The 20139-nt window shown below is 60.5% G+C and carries 23 protein-coding genes; 15 read left to right on the forward strand and 8 right to left on the reverse strand.

Going from position 1 to position 20139, the window contains the following annotated elements:
* Position 1: 1 nt before the first annotated feature.
* From CD928_RS05580 to CD928_RS05650, 15 genes are all read left to right on the forward strand, one after another.
* Complete coding sequence (locus CD928_RS05580) at positions 2 to 4237, forward strand: phage tail length tape measure family protein (protein WP_095386048.1); 4236 nt, start codon at positions 2 to 4, stop codon at positions 4235 to 4237.
* Between the two features lies 1 nt (position 4238).
* Entirely contained in the window at positions 4239 to 5516 is a 1278-nt protein-coding gene (locus tag CD928_RS05585; protein WP_095386051.1) for a hypothetical protein, read from the forward strand.
* Positions 5517 to 5584: 68 nt separating this feature from the next.
* Complete coding sequence (locus tag CD928_RS05590; RefSeq protein WP_095386054.1) at positions 5585 to 7948, forward strand: hypothetical protein; 2364 nt, start codon at positions 5585 to 5587, stop codon at positions 7946 to 7948.
* A gap of 40 nt (positions 7949 to 7988) precedes the next feature.
* The gene (locus CD928_RS05595) at positions 7989 to 8843 is read left to right on the forward strand and encodes a phage BR0599 family protein (RefSeq protein WP_095386056.1); all 855 of its coding nucleotides are present in this window, start codon (positions 7989 to 7991) and stop codon (positions 8841 to 8843) included.
* A gap of 9 nt (positions 8844 to 8852) precedes the next feature.
* Positions 8853 to 9086, forward strand: coding sequence for a hypothetical protein (locus CD928_RS05600; RefSeq protein WP_095386059.1), 234 nt, complete (start codon positions 8853 to 8855; stop codon positions 9084 to 9086).
* Positions 9087 to 9090: 4 nt separating this feature from the next.
* On the forward strand, positions 9091 to 9306 hold the full coding sequence (locus CD928_RS05605; protein ID WP_095386062.1) for a hypothetical protein: 216 nt from the start codon (positions 9091 to 9093) through the stop codon (positions 9304 to 9306).
* A 40-nt stretch (positions 9307 to 9346) separates the two neighbouring features.
* On the forward strand, positions 9347 to 12049 hold the full coding sequence (locus CD928_RS05610) for a phage tail protein (protein WP_176473469.1): 2703 nt from the start codon (positions 9347 to 9349) through the stop codon (positions 12047 to 12049).
* A gap of 2 nt (positions 12050 to 12051) precedes the next feature.
* Positions 12052 to 12240 (forward strand): hypothetical protein, encoded by a 189-nt coding sequence (locus CD928_RS05615; RefSeq protein WP_095386067.1) that lies wholly within the window; start codon positions 12052 to 12054, stop codon positions 12238 to 12240.
* A complete protein-coding gene (locus CD928_RS05620) occupies positions 12237 to 12494 on the forward strand; it encodes a hypothetical protein (protein ID WP_095386070.1) in 258 nt (85 codons plus the stop codon). Before CD928_RS05615 ends, CD928_RS05620 begins: the two co-directional genes overlap by 4 nt.
* A complete protein-coding gene (locus CD928_RS05625; protein ID WP_217983730.1) occupies positions 12491 to 13048 on the forward strand; it encodes a lysozyme in 558 nt (185 codons plus the stop codon). Before CD928_RS05620 ends, CD928_RS05625 begins: the two co-directional genes overlap by 4 nt.
* Positions 13045 to 13254: a hypothetical protein gene (locus tag CD928_RS05630; protein WP_095386073.1), complete on the forward strand. Its 210-nt coding sequence runs from the start codon at positions 13045 to 13047 to the stop codon at positions 13252 to 13254. Before CD928_RS05625 ends, CD928_RS05630 begins: the two co-directional genes overlap by 4 nt.
* Positions 13233 to 13715 (forward strand): hypothetical protein, encoded by a 483-nt coding sequence (locus CD928_RS05635; protein ID WP_141237095.1) that lies wholly within the window; start codon positions 13233 to 13235, stop codon positions 13713 to 13715. The genes CD928_RS05630 and CD928_RS05635 overlap by 22 nt, the downstream gene beginning before the upstream one ends.
* A complete protein-coding gene (locus CD928_RS05640; RefSeq protein WP_095386079.1) occupies positions 13715 to 13984 on the forward strand; it encodes a hypothetical protein in 270 nt (89 codons plus the stop codon). The genes CD928_RS05635 and CD928_RS05640 overlap by 1 nt, the downstream gene beginning before the upstream one ends.
* Before the next feature lies 1 nt (position 13985).
* Complete coding sequence (locus CD928_RS05645; RefSeq protein ID WP_095386082.1) at positions 13986 to 14246, forward strand: hypothetical protein; 261 nt, start codon at positions 13986 to 13988, stop codon at positions 14244 to 14246.
* Positions 14246 to 15880, forward strand: coding sequence for a hypothetical protein (locus tag CD928_RS05650; protein ID WP_095386085.1), 1635 nt, complete (start codon positions 14246 to 14248; stop codon positions 15878 to 15880). The genes CD928_RS05645 and CD928_RS05650 overlap by 1 nt, the downstream gene beginning before the upstream one ends.
* 2 nt (positions 15881 to 15882) lie before the next feature.
* Here the strand turns inward: CD928_RS05650 and CD928_RS22950 are convergent, their stop codons facing one another.
* The 8 genes from CD928_RS22950 to CD928_RS05680 form a co-directional block, all read right to left on the reverse strand.
* Positions 15883 to 16173 carry a hypothetical protein gene (locus CD928_RS22950; RefSeq protein ID WP_141237096.1) on the reverse strand — a complete coding sequence of 97 codons (291 nt, stop codon included), beginning with the start codon at positions 16171 to 16173 and terminating at the stop codon, positions 15883 to 15885.
* 84 nt (positions 16174 to 16257) lie between these two features.
* A complete protein-coding gene (locus CD928_RS05655; protein ID WP_217983731.1) occupies positions 16258 to 17742 on the reverse strand; it encodes a site-specific DNA-methyltransferase in 1485 nt (494 codons plus the stop codon).
* Complete coding sequence (locus CD928_RS05660) at positions 17739 to 18038, reverse strand: hypothetical protein (protein ID WP_141237097.1); 300 nt, start codon at positions 18036 to 18038, stop codon at positions 17739 to 17741. The genes CD928_RS05655 and CD928_RS05660 overlap by 4 nt, the downstream gene beginning before the upstream one ends.
* 5 nt (positions 18039 to 18043) lie before the next feature.
* Entirely contained in the window at positions 18044 to 18325 is a 282-nt protein-coding gene (locus CD928_RS05665; protein WP_095386089.1) for a DUF2312 domain-containing protein, read from the reverse strand.
* Positions 18326 to 18349: 24 nt separating this feature from the next.
* Positions 18350 to 18808 carry an RNA polymerase sigma factor gene (locus tag CD928_RS05670; protein WP_176473471.1) on the reverse strand — a complete coding sequence of 153 codons (459 nt, stop codon included), beginning with the start codon at positions 18806 to 18808 and terminating at the stop codon, positions 18350 to 18352.
* The gene (locus CD928_RS23325) at positions 18798 to 18974 is read right to left on the reverse strand and encodes a hypothetical protein (RefSeq protein ID WP_176473472.1); all 177 of its coding nucleotides are present in this window, start codon (positions 18972 to 18974) and stop codon (positions 18798 to 18800) included. The genes CD928_RS05670 and CD928_RS23325 overlap by 11 nt, the downstream gene beginning before the upstream one ends.
* Before the next feature lie 41 nt (positions 18975 to 19015).
* A complete protein-coding gene (locus CD928_RS05675; RefSeq protein WP_095386095.1) occupies positions 19016 to 19336 on the reverse strand; it encodes a hypothetical protein in 321 nt (106 codons plus the stop codon).
* Positions 19333 to 20058 (reverse strand): hypothetical protein, encoded by a 726-nt coding sequence (locus CD928_RS05680; RefSeq protein WP_095386098.1) that lies wholly within the window; start codon positions 20056 to 20058, stop codon positions 19333 to 19335. The genes CD928_RS05675 and CD928_RS05680 overlap by 4 nt, the downstream gene beginning before the upstream one ends.
* Positions 20059 to 20139: the final 81 nt, after the last annotated feature.

Below are 20139 nucleotides of genomic sequence, written 5' to 3' on the forward strand. Positions count from 1 at the left end.
TATGGCAACTCGTGACGTTCAATTGGTGATCAAGGCGCGCGACGAAGCCAAGCGCATCTTTGATTCAATCTCCGGGTCGGTCGCGACCCTCATCGGAAATCAGGATCGCCTGAAAACGAGCGGTGCGACGCTGTCGACCGAGATGTCGTCGATCGTGTCGCAGCTGAAGACGCTCGACACCGCCTACACGAAGATTGTCGGTGCTGCGGACCGCGCAGAAGCCGCGCAGAAGCGCCAGAGGGACGCGCTCGCCGCGTCGAAGGCGCAGTACGCTGCGACCGCCGTCGAACTGCGGAATCTTGCGACAGCGCAGGAGCGGTTGCAGGTCTCGATCGTCGATCAGCATCTCGCGGGTCAGGACACCGCAGGAACCATTGCGCAGTTGAAGGCGGTTAATGCCGCCATCGTCACGCAGACTGCGGCGCGAGGTCGACTGAAGGCATCCATCTCCGCGCAGGAAGCGTCGCTCGCCAGCGAAGCTGCCAGTTTCCAGCAACTCGGTTCGATCGCCATCGCCACGGAACAGGCGATCGAGTCTCTGACCGCCGCACAGGTGCAGCAGGCGCGCGCCGCTGATGCCGTGGCCGACAGCCAGGAGCAGGCTGCTCGCCGCATCGCGGCGGCGCGCCAGATCCAGTCGCAGATTGCATCGTCCACTGGTCTCGGCGGTGGCGGCAAATCCGCAGAGGATAGTGCGGCGGTGTTCGCCGCGGACTTCGATCGCGCCGCCGATGCGGCCGAACGGCTGCGCCAGCGCGTCGACCCGCTCTATGCGATTCAATCCCGGCTCAACACGGAACTCGCCGAGGCGAATGCCTTGTATCGCAAGGGTGCGCTCAGCGCCGACCAATTGGCGGACGCCGAACGCCGCCTGAAACTTGAAGCGGAGCAGGCCGCGACAGCACTGGGTCGCACTGGACGCGGCGAACGCGGTGCTGCGGGACTGTTCGGCCTGAAACCCTACGAGCTCACCAATCTCGGCTACCAGGTCAACGACGTCTTCACGCAGTTGGCGAGCGGCACTGCGCCGTTGCAGGTTATCGCGCAACAAGGTGGGCAGATTCTGCAGTTGCTGCCGAATATTGGTGCCCATCTCGTCAAGGCCTTCACGAATCCGTATGTGCTCGCAGGGATCGCGACGCTCGCTACCGTCGGCACGATCATGGTCAAGGCTGCGAACGATGCGCAGCGGCTCGACAAGGTTCGCGGTATTCTCGCTGGCGTCGGCGAGACGTCGAACGCTGCTGCGCGCGAATTGGAAGGTATTGCCGAGAAGCTTGAAGATATAGGGCTTACGGCCGAACAGTCGATTTCGACCCTACGAAATTTCGTCACGCAGGGGCTCAACACCGAATATCTCGTCAGTTTCGCGCAGATGGCTAAACAGGTCGCCGAAGTCACGGGCGATGATCTTCCCGAGGCGATGGAGAAGGTGCAAGACGCCTTCACACAGGGCTATGACGCCGTTGCGGAACTAGACGATGAACTGCAGTTTCTCACGGTCACCGAACGCGACCATATTCGCGCGCTGTTTGACTCGGGGGAGGCGGCGGAAGCGCGCGCAGAAGCAGTCAGGAAACTGGCCGAGCATTTGCGTGACCAGAAACGGGCCTCGGACGAAGCGAAAAGCGGTCTCGACTCGCTAACCGATGGCCTGGACAAATTTCTCGATCGTCTTGCCGATACTCGCGTCGTTCGAGGTTTCATCGACCTCCTGGACGAACTCGCCGACAAGGCAGGTCGAGGGTTGCGGATATTCACTGGCGATGCGAGCGTCGAAGATTACACCGCTGAAATTGATCGACTTCAGGGCAAACTCGACGAACTTAAAAAAGAACCGAAAACTCTGCTCGATGGCCCGATCGACTTCGCGCGCTACCAATATCAGGTTTCGATTCTAACATCGACGCTGGAACGCTTGCGGAAGGAGCGCGACGAAGCCGCCCGCCGCGCTACACAGCAACAGCCGACCGGCGACACCGTCAACGAGGAAAGCGCCGCCCGGCAGAAGCGCCGAAAAGATCGCATCGACGAACTCAAACTCGAAGATGATATCAACAAGGCCCGCGCCGACGCCGACAAGATTCGCCTCGCCGGCGAGAAGGCTTACCGCGAGGAAGTGGAAAAGACCGGCGATGTTGTCGTCGCGCAGGTCGCACGCCAAGTCGCTGAAGATAAAAAGCGCGAGGAACTGCGCAAAAAGAACGAACGCGACGCTCAGAAATCCATTCAACTCGATCTGCCCGTACAGGGTCGCATCAGCAGCGGGTTTGGATTTCGCACGCATCCCGTCACCGGCAAAAAATCCTTTCACGGCGGAATCGACATTGCTGCACCCAAGGGGACGGCGGTTGGCGCCGCCGCCGATGCGATCGTGGGCGAAGTCGGTTTCGATCCGCTGCTCGGCAAATATGTCAAACTGAATCACGGCAAGGGTCTGATCACGGTCTACGGTCATCTCAGCGACAACTCGCAGGTGGTCAAAGGCGACAGTGTCCAGCGGGGGCAGACCATCGGCCGTGTTGGATCGACGGGTCGCAGCACCGGGAACCATACGCATTTCGCGGTGCAGGAGAACGGAGCGTATGTTGACCCGCTGCGCAACGGACGCCGGTTCAAGGGAGGCAATGTCGGCGATGCGCAAATCGACGTCCAGAAGGAAATGGCGAAGCTGCAGAAGCAGCAGGAGGATTTCAACGCTGAGATCGACGCGGAGAATGAAAAGCGTCGCGTCAACATCGCGTATCTCGAGAAGGCCCGCACGCTCAGCGCCGAGGGGGTGATCGATGCGGAACGCCAGAAGGCGATCGATGAAGCGATCTTCGACGCCGAAACCAAGGCGCAGAAGAAGGGAATCGAACTCGACAAGGAGCGTCGCGACGCAATCGCCGAGACGGTCGGCCTCGAATATGACCTGATCAATGCTCGCGAGCGCGCAACCGCTGCAGTCGATGCGTCGACAGGTGAGCGTAGCGCACTGCTTCAACTGCTCGATCAGGCCAAAGAGTCACGCGATACGGGAGAAATTGACCGCCTCGAAGCCGAACTCGCGAAAGTCGAGGATCGACTCGAGGCCAATATCGCCAAGGCAATAGATTTCTGGAAGACCATGGGCGATACGCCCGAGGCGCGCACGGCCATCAATGGCCTAAAGTCGCTGCAAAACAGTCTCGTGCTCGACGAACGTCGCCGCGGTGTCGCGACCGTGTCGGAACCGATCGATCGCGTTCAGCAGCAGCGTTCGGCGCTCATGGAGCAAATCCAATTCTATCAGGATTTGGGCCAGGGTAACGTCGTCGAAGAACTCAAGGAGCAGCTTCGAGCAGTAAACGCCGAACTTCTCGCCGGCATCAACAATGCGATCGAATGGTATCAGGTCCATCAAGGTCCCGATTCACAGGCTGCAATTCTCGGTCTCGAAAACCTGCGCAACCAGGTGATCGCGACCAGTCAGGAATTCCAGATCAGCGCGGGTCAGATTCAGCAACTGTTCGCTGGCGGTTTGACCAACGCCGTGACGATGTTCACTGAGAAACTGGTCGAGACGGGCAACCCTCTGTCAGCGCTGCGCGATGCGGCGTTGAATTTTGTCGCTGATTTCCTCGAAGGCATCGCGCAGATGCTGCTACAGATGGCGGCGTTGCAGGTCGCTTCACAGATCGGATTCGGTGGCCTCGCAGGGGGTCTCACCGGACTCCTGAACGCGGGACCATTGATCGCAGCGAGCACTTCACTGACAGCAGCTGGGACTTTGGTTCAGACAGCGGGAACTACCATGTTTGCGAGTGCAGCGGCATGGTTGGGGACTGCTGCTGCGATTTCGACCGCTGCAACGTTGCTCATGGCCGCGAACACCGTCGGAAGCGCAGGCGTCTTCCATGGTGGCGGTATCGCAGGTGCAGCATCCCGCACGCGACGGGTTTCGCCCGCCTGGTTCAGCGCAGCGATGCGTTATCACACAGGTGGCGTTGCTGGGCTGCGTCCCAACGAAGTGCCCGCGATCCTCGAGCGTGGTGAGGAAATCATCACGCGCAACGACCCGCGTCATCGCGGCAACGGCGGACTCGATGACGGCGGAACGCCGCTCGCCGAGCGCGTCAAGGTGACGGTCAACAATCTGCTCGACAGCGGTGACATCGTCGAGCGCGGCCTGTCCACGCGCGCCGGCGAGAAATCGGTACTCAACATCATCGCGCGCAACCCGTCGGTCGTCCAGCAGGCTGCGGGAGGCAACTAATATGCTGCTTGATTATCGCCCCAACTGGTCTCGCGACGTCGAAGTCTCCATCAGCTTCAAGACCGAGATCCTGTCGTCGCGCGATGGCACCGAACAGCGCCGCGCTCTGCGCGCGAACCCGCGCAAGCAGGTCAGCTTCACGGCGATGAAATATGGCGCCGACCGGCAGCAGCAGATCTTCGGGACGGCCGATGCGCAGCGACAGGAAATCTCCCTTGCCGATCCGACGCGCTCGGTGACATGCAGCGCTGTTGCCGATGACGACATAACCCTCGACAGCATCCCCGACTGGCTGGTTGTCGGGGAATCCGTTGTTCTCGACCGCACTGTGGAAGTTACCGTGCTGTCTGTCGTCGGCAGCATCGTCACAGTGTCGGACTCGGTCGCTCTCCCCGAGCCGTTCGACGTGCGGCCCGCACTCCGAGGTATGCTGCAATCCGAAATTTCGCTTTCGTCGCGCACGTCGCGTCTGTGGGAAGTTCCGATTCAGTTCGACCTGACGCCGGGCAGCGAGTTGTCATACAACTATGATGCCGACCTGTTTCGTCATGCCGGGCGTCAGGTGTGGCACGCTGACCCGAACTGGGGATCGAACAACAGCTTCGGAATCAACCAGAAGCGCGAGACGATCGACTTCGGCCACGGTGCGACCTCCCATCTGTTTCCGGTCCCATATGCGGATCGGTTGCAGACGTGGGACTTCTCGCCGCTGCGCTCGGGGGCCGTTGGATATATCGAAGGCCTGTTCAACCATTGCCGCGGTCGCGCCGGCGAATTCATGCTGCCGACCTTCCATGAGGACGCGACACCACTGGCGGACCTCGTTGCGGGCGACGCGGATATTCTGGTCGAAGGAACGCACCTGCTCGGTATGGAGACGGACTGGGTGCATCGCTACCTGCTGATCGCGCTGAACGATGGGCGCATCTGGTATCGGACGGTCGTAGATTCGGTCGAGGACGCCGGTAACACGCTGCTCAGCGTGAACCGGAACTTCGTCGAAACCGTCGCGCCCGACCAGGTGAAGCATATTTCGCTGATGAGCGTCGCGCGCTTCGCGTCGGACGAACTCGTTTCTCAGTGGACCACGGATGATGTGGCATCGGTGCGGGTCAATTTCCTGTCGCTGCCCGTAACCGTGTCGGAAGAGGATGGGATGACGCTCGATCCATCGGCTGAGTTCATGCTGGAATTCTTCGGACGCGAAAATCCTGCTGGGCACAGCGATATCGTCGACATCCTTCTCAACATAAACTGGGCGGACACGTTCGATGAGTGAAAATCACTTTTCGCGTGACTCTGGATTGAGTTTCAACCATAGCGGGGCCGATAACGGAGATTCGCGTTATGGCGACGACTGAAGCCGAACTGCTTGCCGCGACGGACAAATTTGCAACGAACCTTGATCGCATCGATCAGATCGTCAACGGTGATGAAACTACTGATGTTGCCGTGGATGGCGGGCGAGAGATTCCTTCGTTTGCGAAGTTGGCGGCTGAGAATGAACTGTCGAATTCCGAGGCGCTAGGGGCGCGCGACGAGGCTGTTGCAGCCGCGAACGGGCTGGCATCTACGCTCGACTATTTCCCCGAGATCGAGAGCGCCAACCTGGCTGATCCCGCGCGCACCGATCCGGCGTTGGCGGCGACCGCCAACCAGCTCTGGCGCTTCTACCAGAATGCCGCTGGTAACATGACGACGCAGGACGAAACGGCGCGGGGGACGTTCGCGGTCCTGAAACGGCTTCCGGTGACGGCTGGCGCGCAGCGCACCCACTCGATGAAGCAGGGTCCGGCGAACTTCATTCACTATCCGGTGTCGGGGCAGTTGATGTTCCTGAAAGCCGACGGGACGACTCGCGTGCTTGCCGCAGCCGATTCCGGGCTCAACACGCATACGGTTACCTTCACCCCGCCCGCCGATGCGGTGTGGTGGCTGCCGAACGTTCGCAACATCACCAACTATGCGAACGGCACCGGCAAAGGCATCACGGCGGCGGCGCTGGCCCAGGTCGAAGCCACGGCGATGTTCAATGCGGGCGCGACCGCGCTCGACTATGAACCCTATGCTCCTGCCGGTGCCCGCGCACCCGATACGGCGCAGTTTCAGGCGACGGTCGACGCGCCGATCACGCTCGAAATCCGCAGCGATTACACCTATGTGGGCCGCGCCGCTGGGGCGAGCGCGACCTATGATGTCGTCGACCGGCTGCTGACCAACGAACAGCCGGCGCCGACGCTGCCCGCTACGCCCGCGAAAACCGGCGTCATCGACTTTCAGGGACGGCGGCGCATCGCGAAGGGGCGGCGGCAAAAATATATGGTGCCGGACTTCGCCAGCGGCGAGGTGATGCAGATCGGCACCGACGAGCGCACGCCGATCAGGATCAACGGCGTCTTCCTCGGAGCCAGTCACAAGCCGAGCGGATATCGGCTCAATTTCGCGGGCACGTCGCCGTTCGTGCACGACAAGACCAACGAGGATATCGGCTCGACCTATACCGACACGGCGGGCAAGAGCTGGATGATCGTCGCGCGCGAGAGCGCATCGGCGCTGGTCGTCATCGCGACCAACACCGGCCCCGACGACGACAAGTGGATCATCGGCGGCACGCTGACGGGCGCGACGCTGACGCACGCCGCCGACGGCACGAACACCGGGGCGATGACGGGCTTTGTCGCGACGGCTGGACACGAACCCTGTCCGCCGATCATCCGCAACCTGACCAAGGAGATTTATGCCGACGGGGTGAAGATCGAGATCGACGCGGTGGGCGTTTATCCCTGCTCGTCGCTGCGCATGATCGAAAGCTACGAGATCATGAACGTGGCGGGCCAACTCGCCTATTTGAAGGCGAATGCGGGCACGGCGACCGATCCCGACTATACGAACGCGGCGATCGGCACGCAGGTCATCATCACCGACGTTCACGAGTGGGATCGCTATGGCGCGCGCGTCTCGACGCGGACGGTCAGAGAATTGGAAAACTATCGCCGAACGGCTTTCGGCAATCCGGGCGACTATTTGGCGGCGACGCAGGCGCAACCTGCGGCGCTGACTGGCGACTCTCCACCCGGATTCGCAACGAAGAAGATTGTCTACGTCCCCCGTCTTTCCGTCACGGTAGGCGGTTATGATCTTTCGGCGCGCGCGGACCTCACGGCGAACGTCGCGGCCTTTGCCGTTCCGAAATCGGCCGCATCGGACCCCGCAAACCCGCCAGACTATGCCGCGTCGATCGGCGCGGACGGCGGCGGCGACCTTCACGGCTATATCATGGGCCTGCGTCCCAACGCCGGACTGGGCAAGCCCGAAACACGCGCCGCCGCCACCAATACCCTTTTCTATATTTCAGGGGCGGAAAAGCTCTACGGCGTGGCCAAGGACGCGGCTGCGGGCGACGGGGTCGCAGGAGATATCGACCAGATCGTCGGGTTCATCGCGCCGTGGGCCGAGGCGGACGACGACCTGACCGTGCCGGGCGCGCTCGTGCCCAACGGCAAGGGAGGCTATTATTGCTACGTCGCCACGACCGCGACGCTGAGCGGCAAGGCGATCCCGCTGCCGCCCGAACTCGCCGGCCTGTCGGTGTCTGAACATCAGAGCCATCCCAACATCACGCTGCTGACCGACGCGGTGGGCAAGGAAGGCCTGATCCTCTCGGTAGCTGCCGGCGGCGGCGACGCCATCTTCGAGATCGGCGCATCATGACCTCCCAATCCGAACTCCACACTCAGGAAGGAGTCGGCGGATGACCTTTGCCACCCAAGAGGCCAGCCGCACGCTCGGCACGCCCATTGAACTCTACCTGTTTCGTTACGCCACCGACTCTCAGTCCTATTTCGCCTACACCGATCACGACGAACCACTGGTTTTCGACGATCCGCAGATCGGCGAAGAAATCACATATCTCCCTGTGCCGGTCGAGCGCGACTCAATCGAAGTCAGCGGTAAACTCGAGCGCTCCGAGTTGAAGGTCACGCTTCCCATCGCGCTGCCGATCTACAATCTGTTCAAGGACTATCCACCCGGAGAGATCGTGCAGTTGACGATCCGCCAGGGTCATGCGGACAACCCGGAGTTTCCCGTCGCATGGACGGGCCGCGTCGTCGGGTTCAACGGCAAGGACGAAAATCTCGTCACCTTCCGATGCGAGCCTATCGCGACGATGCTGCGGCGCGTCGGGCTGCGACGCCACTTCCAACTTGGTTGCCCACATGTCCTCTACGGCGATCAGTGTGGAGCCAGCAAACCCGCAGCAACACTAAACAAGATCGTCGTCGGCGTGCTGCGGAACAAGATAAATCTCGGGATCGACTGGTGGGGAGCCAAAACGCTCGAAAAATTCGTGCAGGGCATGATCGAATGGACGCTCCCCGATGGTCGCACCGACAAACGCTCGATCCTTTCCGTCGAGGAAAACGGTGACGTATTCCTGACCTATGCGCCAACAGGTCTCCATGCAGGAGATGCGGTCAACATCTCGCTCGGCTGCAACCATCAGATGAACGATTGCCGCACGGTTCACGAAAACATCCTGAATTTTGGCGGATGTCCTTGGGTGCCGAACCAGTCACCCTTCGGCATCCGCAACAACTATTATTGAGGCACGCACATGATCGCCGGTTGGATCATCGCAATTGTCATTTCGGTCGCATTGCAGGCCGTGTCGATGTTGCTGCGCCCCAAGGCGAAATCGGCTCGTGACGCGTCCGTCAAGGAACTGGAAGCGCCCACCGCCGATCGCGCGAAGCCTGTCGGCGTCGTTTTCGGCCGCGTCATCGTCAAGGACCCCAATGTTCTCTGGTTCGGCGACAAATCGTCGCGGACGTATCAGGTGAAGGCGTAACGCGATGCTGCTGAGCGACGTCACGATTACGATTTCCGACATCCGCAAGCTCTACTGCGCGGCCGGCGCGCGTCGCTGGTTCCAGCAGTACGGGCTGAATTTCACCGATTTCCTGCAGAACGGCATCAGCGCGCCGGATCTGCTCGCGACCAATGACGCACTCGCTCAGAATGTCGTCGCGGCCAAGATCGAACGCGAAGGACTGACCATCGATGGGTAAGCCTTCAGCCAAGCAGGAAATCACCGACTATCGCGCGTCGATGCACGTCGGACTATGTACCAGTGGTGCCAAGGTAACCCGCATCTTCTGCGGTGAAAAAGTCGCATGGACGGGCAATGTTTCGACATTGACGGCGATCGACATCAATCGAGCAAATCTTTTTGGTGGTCCGAAGAAGGAAGGCGGTCTCGTCGGGACGGTCTATTTCCTCCCCGGTGCAGCGGACCAGCTGCTACCCGAGACGCTTGCGCGCCGCATGGGACTCGCGGCGAACGACTGTCCCGCTTATCGCGGTCTCACGACGATGTTCTTCATCGGCAACGGGGCGTCGGGCGGTCAGTCCTATCTGAGCAATGTCAGCAGCGGCGGCTTCCTCTGGTCGTCCAACAGCCCCTTCATTCAGGATATCTGGGTCGAGCTTGATCGCACGCCCGAGGGACTTGACCCAGATATCGCGCGCATTGGCAACGACGCGAATCCCGCGCACATCATCTATGAGGCGATGACCAACAGCGATTGGGGCATGGGCGGCTCGTCGTTGTTCTTCAATACCGCGAACTGGAATGCTGTCGCACAGACGCTCTACGACGAAACCTTCGGCCTGTCGCTGCGCTGGACGCAACAGGCCGAGATTGAGAACTTCATCAACGAAGTACTCGGCCATATCGCGGGCAGCGTTTATGTCGACCCGCGCGATGGCCTGTTCAATATCATGCTCTATCGCGACGATTATGACTACGAAACCCTCCCCGTAGTCGATGTTTCGAACGCGCGGCTCGTCAATTTCGAGCGCAAGATGTGGGGTGAAGTCACCAACGAGATTTCCGCGACTTGGACCAATCCCGAGAACGGGAAAGAAGAGTCCGTCACGGCACAGGATCTCGCGAGCATTGCGATCCATGGTGCGCCAATTAGCGACAGCCGAGACTATTTCGGCGTTCGCAACCCGGATCTCGCTATGCGCCTCGCGTTGCGCGACCTTCGCATCGCCGCGACGCCGCTTGCGATCGGCGAGATCGAATGCGACCGCAGCTTCTTCGACAAGGTGCCGGGCGGCGTATTGCGCTTGCTCTGGAACGACCCATCGATCGACCTAGAACTCGACATGGCGATCCGCATCATCCAGATCGACCGCGGTCGCAAGACGAACGCGAAAATCAAGATCAGCTTCGTCGAGGATGTGTTCGGTCTCAGCAAATTCTCGTCCACGGGATCGCAAGGCTCGGAGGCGACTCCTCCCGAAGAACCGCTGCCGCTGAGCAACGAGAAAATCATTTCCCTCCCCGCGTTCTTCGCGCTCGGATCGATTGACCGCACGACCATTAACGAACTCGCCTATCCTGAGACGTTCGCCGGCGTGCTCGGAGCCAGCGACCAGGCGGATGCGCAGTCGTTCGACATTTTCGAGGAACGTCCGAACGCCGCAGGTGTACTCAACTGGACGAACATCGGCACCAAGTCTCTGGTCGGCGTCACCGAAACCGATGGTGCACTTGCCGCGGAAGCCGAGACACCCATGTCGGGCTCGCCGTTCGTCGGAGTCAGTCGCGGCCCGCAGATCGGCGGCTTCGTCATCTTCGGAGACACGACAGACGATGAAATGGAAATCGCGCTCGTCAAGGATTATGACTCCGTCAACGACGAATGGATTTTGGCGCGCGGCGTGCTCGACACTATCCCTCGCGAATGGCCGACCGCGACCGTCGTTCGCTTCATGCCTGCCGGATTTAACGTCACGGACGACACGTTGCGTTCGGGCGGCGAGGATGTCGACCTGCGGATGCTGACGCGCACGTCGCTCGGCACTCTGGACATCGACGACGCGACCACCGTGACGGCGACGCTCGTCCCGCGCGTCCATGGTCCGCTGCGGCCGGCAAACGTCAAGATCAACGACCAGGGTTTCGGAATTATCGACGCGACAGCCGCGACCGACCTGGTTGTAACATGGTCGAACCGCAGCCGCTTCTATGAAGACGGCATCGCTCTCGCATGGGACGCCGCATCGGTGCCGCCAGAATATCTGCAGGAAATCCTCATCACCGTGTTCCGCGAAAACGGCGACGAGATGTTCGTCGTACGCGGACTATGGGAGGAAACGACCTACACGATCCCGATGGCCTGGGTGGAGGAAGAGACGCGCGTCTTCGTTCGTCTCCACTGCATTCTGAAGGGGGTTTCGTCGCTGCAGGCGTTCGGTCTGTTCGTAGATCTTCCCGTGGTAGGATCGCCGGGTCCGCCTCCTGCTGCACCTGTCGTTATCGGTCCACCTCCCGATCCTCCCGAAGAGCCTGAGGAACCGACCCCCGGAGATCCCGGTGGTGGCACGATCGAACCTCCGACGATCGAACCGGGACAAGGTGGTGGATTCTGCGTCACCGACGATACGCCGATCCTGCTTGCCAACGACCTGCTGGATGGACCGGGTGTCGAGATTTCGGCATCTGACGTCACGTCCGACCATTGGGTTTGGACACGAGACGAAATCAGCGGCGAATGGGGCGCGTTCAAGATCCTCAATGTCGCGTTCGCCTTCGAGCCGGTGTTCCACTGCATGCGTGATGGCTGGCGCGAACCGATCCGTGCGACGGCGCGTCACCGCTTTGAAGACGGTTCTGCGAAATGGATTCGAGCCGAGCAGTTTGGCGAGCCCGCAGGCATTGCACGCGTCGCCAAGATATCAACCGCCGCCCGCACCTATATATCGGCCGGCGTGCTCAGCCATAATATCAAGATTACATAGCAATGCGCGGCACGGCACGCCTCATGCTCTGCCTACTGCTCACCATCGAACTCTGCCGCATCCGGTTCGACGCCGTGACCTATATCCAATTAGCCTTCATCGGGGGCACCGTGACGGGATTGCTATTCTCGTCGTTCGTGGTAAAAATCACGCGAAACGTGATTCGCACGCCAGAGCGAGACGGCCCATGACCCTCCCCCACTGCATCAAAACCGCTTGGAAACGCTGGTCGGTGCGGCTCAACGCGATCGGGCTCGCGATCCTCGCCTGGGTCAGCATCGACCCGAGCGTCGCGATCGTCGTGCTGAACATGATGCCCGATGTGGTCCGGGAATTCTTCCCGGCGCAGTGGATCATGGTCGTCTCGTGGATCATCTATGCGCTCTACTTCGTCAAGATGATCGTGAAGCCTGCGACGCCGGCACCGAAGGATGATACGGCGTGACGGCGTCGAAGCCCGCGCGCGGCAAGAAGGTTGTCGCAGGTGGCGCGTTCGTCGCCGCACTCGCCATCGCAACGCCGTTCATCGGCGGATGGGAGGGTAAGTCGAACGATCCTTACTTCGACATCGCCCGTGTCCAGACGGTCTGTTACGGCGAGACGCGCGTTGAGATGCGCCGTTACACCGACGCCGAATGTCTCGCGATGCTGAACGATGCGGTCGCAGATTTCATGCAGCCGGTCGCCGAGATGACCCCGACCATTGCCGACAATCCGAAGGTGCTCGCCGCCGCGACATCGCTGGCCTACAATGCTGGCGCGGCGAACTATCGTGGCAGCACCGTCCACCGCAAGTTTCTGGCGGGAGATTTCAAGGGTGGCTGTCTCGCCATCGCGGCATGGAACAAGTCGACCGTCTCGAGCGCGACAGCGCGCAAGCTGTCAGCGAAGGGAGAGACCTGCACCCGAAAGGCGAACGGCGCCTGGCTCTGCACGATCAAGGGTCTGACGAACCGTCGAGCCGATGAAATCAAGCTATGTCTCGGGGGTTTGTCATGATCGCCGCCATCATCATCATGCTCTGGTGCATCATCGCCGCGGCGCTGCTCTACTGGTTCGCTGACGACATCTGGTTCGCCGCCGATGACCTGGACGACCTGTTCGTCGCCTTCGCAATGTTCCTCTACTGCATATTCTGGCCCGTGACGATCGTCGTCGTCTTGACCACCGTTGCACGCGACCTGTGGCGGGCGCACCGATGCTGAACCGATATATCTATGGCGCTGTCGGAGCTGTTCTGCTCGCCGTGACGCTATGGGGTGTTCGCGTCAACCATTTGCGCGACCACTGGAAGACATCCTATACCGAGCTTCGGGATGAAGCAGGCGTCGTGCTGCTTGCCGTCCGCAGCGCGTCTGGCAACCCCGATCTCGACTGGAAGGACACGGCGCAGCAGGTCGCCGAGATCGACAAGTCGCTGACCATCTGGCGCGACACCGCGAAGTCGCAGTCCGTCACCATCGACACGCTGGGACGCGAATCCGCGCGGCTCCGCAAACAGAATGCGGAACTCGCCGCAAAGGTCGCCGCCGCCAACGCGCGGCGTGATGCGGCTATCGCACGCCTCGAGCAAGACAGTCTCAAACCAGGTGACGTCGCCGATTGTTGGGCGCAGATCCGCGCGGCCGATGATGCGCTGAACACCCTGTATCGAGAGGGGTTCTGATGCGCCGAGTGACGATCGCCCTCCCCATCCTGCTCACGGCGTGCAGCACACCGACGATCGTTCGTGACCGTGTGACGCCCGTCTCGGTCCCGGTGATCCAGCCCTGCGCATCGGAGAAGCCGGGACCCATCGCACCCATAAATCAACGCAATTCGCAGGAGCAATGGAACGCGATGAGTCACAAGCAACGCGCCGAAGTCGCAGCCGCACAGGCCCTGCGCCGTCTCAACCATGGTGCGGCGCTCGCCGCCGCAACATCGGCCTGCTGATATGCCCGTCGACCAGTTCGCCCGCGACGCAGCGCGGAAGGCGCAGAGCGATATCGAATCGCACGAAGAGATCTGCGCGGAGCGTTACAAGAATATCAACACCAACATTTCCGACCTGAAGACCGAAATCCGCCGTGGCGGATCGATCGCGCTGACGATCATCATCGCCCTGCTCGCATGGTTCGCGGTGAACTATATCAGCGAGTTCAAGGACAATATGCAGTTGCGCCGCGCGATGGTCGAGCAACAGCAGGTCAAATAATGACCGGTTACGTCCGACATAGCGACGAGGATATCGCCGCAGTCTACAACGATACGGCGACCTATCCCCGCATGGCGGATGTCCGCGATGCGCTCGGCTATCGCAACGCGCGACATCTTTCCAAGCGTCTATCGGCCCTTCGCGCGTTGCGTCCCGAATTGTTCACCGTCGATCGTAGCACGTATCGACCGACCAAGATGCCTGAACCGGGTCGTTACCTGGTGCGCGTCAATCCTCGCGTCGATCGCTGGCTGCTCACGGCGGCTCAGGACGAAACGGCGATCCACGAGCCCTTCTGGCGCAACCTTCATCGCTATGCGGAGCACCTCGGCGCCGAAGTAATGGTCGGGGGCTTCACCTACAACAAGGCACTGTTCGAGGATCATGCAGCGCGTACCGGCGTGTTCAATTCGGCAGTACAGCCCTATCTGGTCCACGACGACGTCAATCTAGGACCGTTGCTGTTCGCGGCGAAGATGAACATCCTGCCGACCGCGGTGCGACCCTTGTCGGGTCTCGACGGTTATAGTCGCGGTCGATGGGCGGTCTATCCGCACGCGAAGGTGCAGTTGGTGTCGGTCCCCTCGCTGCCCGGCACGCACCCGGCGATGATCATGACGACCGGATGCTGCACCGTTCCGAACTACATCGAAAAGAAAGCCGGGCTGAAGGCCGAGTTCCATCATCAGATCGGCGCGACGATCGTCGAAGTCGACGAGGATGGACGCATCTTCTGCCGCCAGATCGGTGCCGCGACCGACGGCAGTTTTCAGGATCTCGACATCGTCGTGCGCGGCGGTGAAATCGTCACCGGGCAGCGCATCGAGCAGGCGACATGGGGCGACATCCATATTCCGAAGATCGACCCGGTCGTCGCGCGCACCATCTGGGGTTACGACGTCGAGACAGGCGAAATCGCCACCGACGGCATGTTCCACGCGCTGCGACCGCGCCACCAGGCCTTCCATGACTTGTTGGATTTCTCCGCGCGCAACCATCATCGCCGCGGCGATCCACATTTCAATGTCGCGATGACCGCAGCCGGCAAGGACCGCGTCGAGGATGAAGTGCGCGCCGTTGCCCGCTTCCTGCGAGCCACAGCGGCCGACTGGTCGACGTCGGTGGTCGTCGCGTCCAACCATAATGATGCGCTCGTCCGCTGGCTGCGTGAAGCTGATCCGCGCCTAGACGCGACGAACGGGCGCTACTGGTGCGAGCTCAATGCGGAATATATGCGCCGGCTCGAGCATGGCGATCATGACTTCGACATCATCGAATGGGCGATCAAGCGTGCTGCGGCCGATCCGCTCGACGATATCGTGTTCGTCCCCCGCAATGGTTCATACCTCGTGTGTCAGGCTGCAGGCGGCATCGAAACGGCGCTGCACGGCGACGAAGGTCCCAATGGCGCGCGCGGATCGGCGTTGAATATGAATCGCATGGCGATGCGGATCAATCGCGGCCATGATCATACCGCGTCGATCGTCGACGGGGTTTACACGTCAGGTCTCGTCGGATTGATGGACCAGGGTTACAACAGCGGCCCTTCTTCGTGGAGCCATACTCAAACGCTCACGTACCCTTCAGCGAAGAGAACCCTGGTCACAATAATAGACGGAAAATATCGAGCCTGACCTCAATCGGTCAGCGCAGATCCGATTTTCCGCCAGAAGGCTGCAATCGCATCATTCTGATACGCTCCATAGAGCATAACACAGGCGGTCATCGCGACATTGACATGGGCGAGCAGCATGTGAGCCTGCTCGTTGGAACGCATGTAAGCGATGATCTGCCGCGCCCGCTCGCGGCCAATCTCGCACGCATCACTATAGGAAATTTCCTTTCCAACAGCCGGCCATAGCTCAGGCCGATGAGCATTATCCTCCGTAACATACGGAATTTCAGTCAATTTATGTTGCATTTCCATTGTAACAGTCCCTCGAAACGAATCAGTTGTTCCCTCTCTGTTCACTTAGAACAGGAAATTTCCTATTTTAGAAATCCTATTTTCCTAGCCAATCAAATCCTCCAAGTTATCGTGGAGACCCCCACCGATGAGCGATTCCAGATCATCCGTTTCGCCAGTGTTTACGGGCGCGGGAATCCCGCAGCGCAGTCGAATGTCGCGGCAGAAGTCGGGGTCGGCTTCCATTAGGATCGCATCGACCCCGATGTTCTGCGCGGCGCGACCAGTCGTACCTGTTCCGGCGAAGGGGTCTAGGACGGTTCCACCTGGCGGCGTGACGAGCCGCACGAGATGTTCCATCAATCCTTCGGGTTTGACCGTCGGATGGGTGCGGATATCGGTCGGGGTGCAGCCGCAGTCGGGTTTCGCGCCGGCCACGTGTTGCCCGCAGGTCCGACACTCGTAGATGCGATCACGCTTGGATGCCTTGGCATGGTAGTAGATCGCTTCGGCGTCGAGCGGGAAGGCGTTGAAGAAGCGTGCTGCGCTGGTGTCGGAGTCGGACCGGACGGGTGTCGGTTCGCGCGCGCCATATTCCCCGTAGCAGGCGGTCCCCGCCTGCCCCGTTCTGGATGGTTCGGTGCCGCGGATTGCGGCTTGCTGCCCTTTGCTGTCGGGGAATAGGGCGCGGACGGAGTCGGATCTGTCGGTGATGAGATTGGCAGGGTGACGTCCGACTGGCTGCAGGAACGGCTGACCTGTAGAAGAGTGGATGGTCCCTCCGTGTTTCACCCAGTCGGAATCGCTTGGCTTACGTTCGTCGGAATATGCACCGCCGTTCAAATCATCATCGGTCTGCACCCGACACCCATCGATATTAACCGCCCCAACCCCATGTTTCAGCAGGTTGAGCGCGCCATTCTTCTCCGAGAAGGGCTTCTGTCCGACGTATATCGGCTCGAGCGCTGGCTTCAGTGCCTGGGCGCCGTACGACCAGCCGTCCCATGCTGCGGCTTCGTCGGTCGCGGGCATATATTGCCCCGGCTGATACTGGCGATCGTCGGTCTTGGTCCAGTCGCCGGTCGCGTGCTGCTGTGCGCCGGGGATCATCCGGCGCACAGCAGCACCGCTCGGAACCACGCTACCTTGTGCACCCAACGCCTTGTCAATCGCCTTTGCAGCGTCATGATCCTTCGGGAAACCCGACCCGAAAACCCATCCAAGGAACGGGTGCATCGTGAAGCCCGCCATCTCCATCGCGCAGGCCTGCCAATGGCCGGTCGATGCACCACTGAACGCGACGCAATACCCGCCCGGCAGGAGGATTTCGTAGATCAGCGCCCAGAATTCGGGGTCGCGCTCGATGCCGGTGCCATCCCACTGCGAACCCATGAAACCTGCGGACTGCCGCGCAAACGCCCCGTCCTTGCCGTGTTTCGCCGGCGCAGCATTCTTCGCTCCGAACCGCTTCTTGATCGACACCAACCCATAGGGTGGGTCGCAAACGACAGATTGAACCCGCACCCCCTGCCTGATCAGCCGCCGCAGCGTTTCGCGATTATCGCCTTCATGGAGGGTAACAACACTCATCCGATCAAATCCTCCATCGACCCCGTCGCACCCAACAGATCCTCAATCTCCACCTGGTCGGGATCGCGAGCCGCAGCGTCACACCTAGACATGTCGCGCCTCAGCCGGTCACCCTCGACCAGTGCAGCCTTCAAAGCCGCGACGGGGTCCACATTCGATCGCTCGACGTGGAATGCCCCCTGCCGCCCGCGAACCGTCGCCGATGCCAGCGCGCCGCCGAACGACTGCGGCCAGACATGCACCTGGGAACCCGCCGCAACCGCAGCACGGATCATGTCGGCAAGGTCCCCGGCCACGCCCGTCACCCGATCAGATGGTCGAGGCCGAGCGCCGAGGCGTAGACTTCGTAGACGGCGCGGAATTCCTTCACGTCAGCGACGTTCTTCTTACGATCGCGGACGATCTGGCGCATGATCTTCGGGTCGTAACCCTGCGACTTCGCTTCATTGTAGACGTCGCGGATGTCGTCGGAGACGCCCTTCCGTTCTTCCTCGAGACGTTCGACGCGCTCGATATATTGGCGCAGCTGCGCATCGGCCGACCCGTTGTGGCCCTCGCCGGCAATCTCGTCTTCATCATCCATGGAATCACTCCTGAATTGCTATACTCACGTCTTACGTGAGTCTTGGTTAATGGTCAACTGGCGGCGGGCGCGCCTCAGAATATCGCTGCCACCTTGAGGGGAAATGCCGAGCGCATGGCCGATTTCGGTCGCGCTCATCCCGTCGACCGCCGACATCAGAATCGCGTTGCGCTGCTTTTCGGTCAGCTGCGACATGGCACGATCGACGAAATACAGTTCCGCCGCAGACTCTTGCCCCGGCGCAACATAATCCTCGAACTCCACCACTGGCTTCGGGGCTCGGATCGACCGGATAAACACATAGTGGAGGACGCCGTGCAGCCACCCCAGCACGTTTCGAACCGCACCCGGATTCCTCGCGGCCTCGACGAACGCATCCTGAACAAGATCCTCGGCATTCATCGTGTTTCGACAGAGATTTGCGGCGCGCTTCAACAGAGGGCGTCGATACAGTCTGTAAGCTGCGTCGAGATCAATCGACATCCAATTCGGCCTCGATGTCGCTGGCCAACGCGCGAAACAACGTAGCAGTGCCGCGGTGGAACGACGCCTTGTCCTTGTCGCGCGTCGCCTGCACATCGTGCCTGTCGGCGCGCTTGTTGATGTATTCGACGATGCGCTGTCTATCGGTCGGCAGTTCGGCGGGCATAGGTGTTCCTTGTGGCGGTAAAGGTTGATGAAGGTGGGAGATCAGTCGTCGCGGCGCGAAAGCCAGACCGTTTCGATAGGTGAGACTACAGACGCGCTGCCTTGGCAGAGACGTTCGATAAGGAACTCTGCGAAGTTGACAGCGTGCCGGTGAATCTGCGCGTTAGATTGCGGGAAACGCGGATAATTGATCAGATTGACCGCGAAGCCGCTCTCCATCCCCATCGTGAAGACGAAGTCGCACGGAACGATCGAGACGCACGCTCCTTGAAGGCACCATTCGCGCGAGGCCTGAACAATCTGGTCGCGCGAACCGGCGATGTAGATGGTGGCGACGAATGTCGGCGACGAGACAGCTTTCACCCGATCATCTCCTGCATTTCACAGAGGAATCCGCACCCTCCAAAGTTGACTCCCTTCATGGTGGTCGGCCAGTCGCCAGGGATCTCATCTGGGAAGCAGCGAATATTGCGTGTCTTGCCATCGGGACCTTTCTCGCGTCCGATGATCACGAGACGCGCGCCGAAGCGCCGACACTGCTCCGAACGTCGTTTGAAGACTTCGGGGAACCATTTTCGGATCAACGACCAATAGTTCGGCGACGATGCTTTGACGCATCCGAGGCAGTTGCCATTCGGCATTCCGATTTCGTAAACGAAAGGTCGACGGATGCCGTTCTTCTTCAGAATTTCATGCGTGTCGCGCTTTTTGATCCCCATCTCGATGAGTGGCGCGCGCTGGTGTAGATTGGCGTGGTTCGCAACCATGCGGTCGAACCGCTTCGCGTCGAGTTTGTCGGACGTGTACCCCCAGAAATGAATGTCAGACGGCAACTGAAAATTCATGCGCGGCACGACCTTCATCGCACCTGTGCACGGCGCGCCGAGCATTCCCGATAGATATTTCTTGTGCTCGAATACCTCGTCGACGTTCGCATATTCTTCGCTGCGAATTCGAATGATGTCCTTGCCGAACCATTTTTCGAGATCATCGATGAAGCGACGGCTGTCCTCATGGACAGAATCCCCAAGGTCACAATGGACGGGCTGCGCGCCTGGATCGTTCAGCAGAACGAGATGTGCCATCACGGCACTGTTCGCTCCGTCGACCCAAAGAAGTCTGCGACCATTCATATTAATGTACCCAACCTCGGCGAAATAATCACG

The organism is Sphingopyxis sp. GW247-27LB, assembly GCF_002277025.1.
GTDB lineage: Bacteria > Pseudomonadota > Alphaproteobacteria > Sphingomonadales > Sphingomonadaceae > Sphingopyxis.

What these genes read in the sequence shown, in the direction of transcription:
- CD928_RS05580 (WP_095386048.1), top strand. Translation starts at nt 2, where the DNA reads ATGGCAACTCGTGACGTTCAATTGGTGATCAAGGCGCGCGACGAAGCC.
- CD928_RS05585 (WP_095386051.1), top strand. Translation starts at nt 4,239, where the DNA reads ATGCTGCTTGATTATCGCCCCAACTGGTCTCGCGACGTCGAAGTCTCC.
- CD928_RS05590 (WP_095386054.1), top strand. Translation starts at nt 5,585, where the DNA reads ATGGCGACGACTGAAGCCGAACTGCTTGCCGCGACGGACAAATTTGCA.
- CD928_RS05595 (WP_095386056.1), top strand. Translation starts at nt 7,989, where the DNA reads ATGACCTTTGCCACCCAAGAGGCCAGCCGCACGCTCGGCACGCCCATT.
- CD928_RS05600 (WP_095386059.1), top strand. Translation starts at nt 8,853, where the DNA reads ATGATCGCCGGTTGGATCATCGCAATTGTCATTTCGGTCGCATTGCAG.
- CD928_RS05605 (WP_095386062.1), top strand. Translation starts at nt 9,091, where the DNA reads ATGCTGCTGAGCGACGTCACGATTACGATTTCCGACATCCGCAAGCTC.
- CD928_RS05610 (WP_176473469.1), top strand. Translation starts at nt 9,347, where the DNA reads ATGCACGTCGGACTATGTACCAGTGGTGCCAAGGTAACCCGCATCTTC.
- CD928_RS05615 (WP_095386067.1), top strand. Translation starts at nt 12,052, where the DNA reads ATGCGCGGCACGGCACGCCTCATGCTCTGCCTACTGCTCACCATCGAA.
- CD928_RS05620 (WP_095386070.1), top strand. Translation starts at nt 12,237, where the DNA reads ATGACCCTCCCCCACTGCATCAAAACCGCTTGGAAACGCTGGTCGGTG.
- CD928_RS05630 (WP_095386073.1), top strand. Translation starts at nt 13,045, where the DNA reads ATGATCGCCGCCATCATCATCATGCTCTGGTGCATCATCGCCGCGGCG.
- CD928_RS05640 (WP_095386079.1), top strand. Translation starts at nt 13,715, where the DNA reads ATGCGCCGAGTGACGATCGCCCTCCCCATCCTGCTCACGGCGTGCAGC.
- CD928_RS05645 (WP_095386082.1), top strand. Translation starts at nt 13,986, where the DNA reads ATGCCCGTCGACCAGTTCGCCCGCGACGCAGCGCGGAAGGCGCAGAGC.
- CD928_RS05650 (WP_095386085.1), top strand. Translation starts at nt 14,246, where the DNA reads ATGACCGGTTACGTCCGACATAGCGACGAGGATATCGCCGCAGTCTAC.
- CD928_RS22950 (WP_141237096.1), bottom strand. Translation starts at nt 16,173, where the DNA reads ATGGAAATGCAACATAAATTGACTGAAATTCCGTATGTTACGGAGGAT.
- CD928_RS05655 (WP_217983731.1), bottom strand. Translation starts at nt 17,742, where the DNA reads ATGAGTGTTGTTACCCTCCATGAAGGCGATAATCGCGAAACGCTGCGG.
- CD928_RS05665 (WP_095386089.1), bottom strand. Translation starts at nt 18,325, where the DNA reads ATGGATGATGAAGACGAGATTGCCGGCGAGGGCCACAACGGGTCGGCC.
- CD928_RS05670 (WP_176473471.1), bottom strand. Translation starts at nt 18,808, where the DNA reads ATGTCGATTGATCTCGACGCAGCTTACAGACTGTATCGACGCCCTCTG.
- CD928_RS23325 (WP_176473472.1), bottom strand. Translation starts at nt 18,974, where the DNA reads ATGCCCGCCGAACTGCCGACCGATAGACAGCGCATCGTCGAATACATC.
- CD928_RS05680 (WP_095386098.1), bottom strand. Translation starts at nt 20,058, where the DNA reads ATGGCACATCTCGTTCTGCTGAACGATCCAGGCGCGCAGCCCGTCCAT.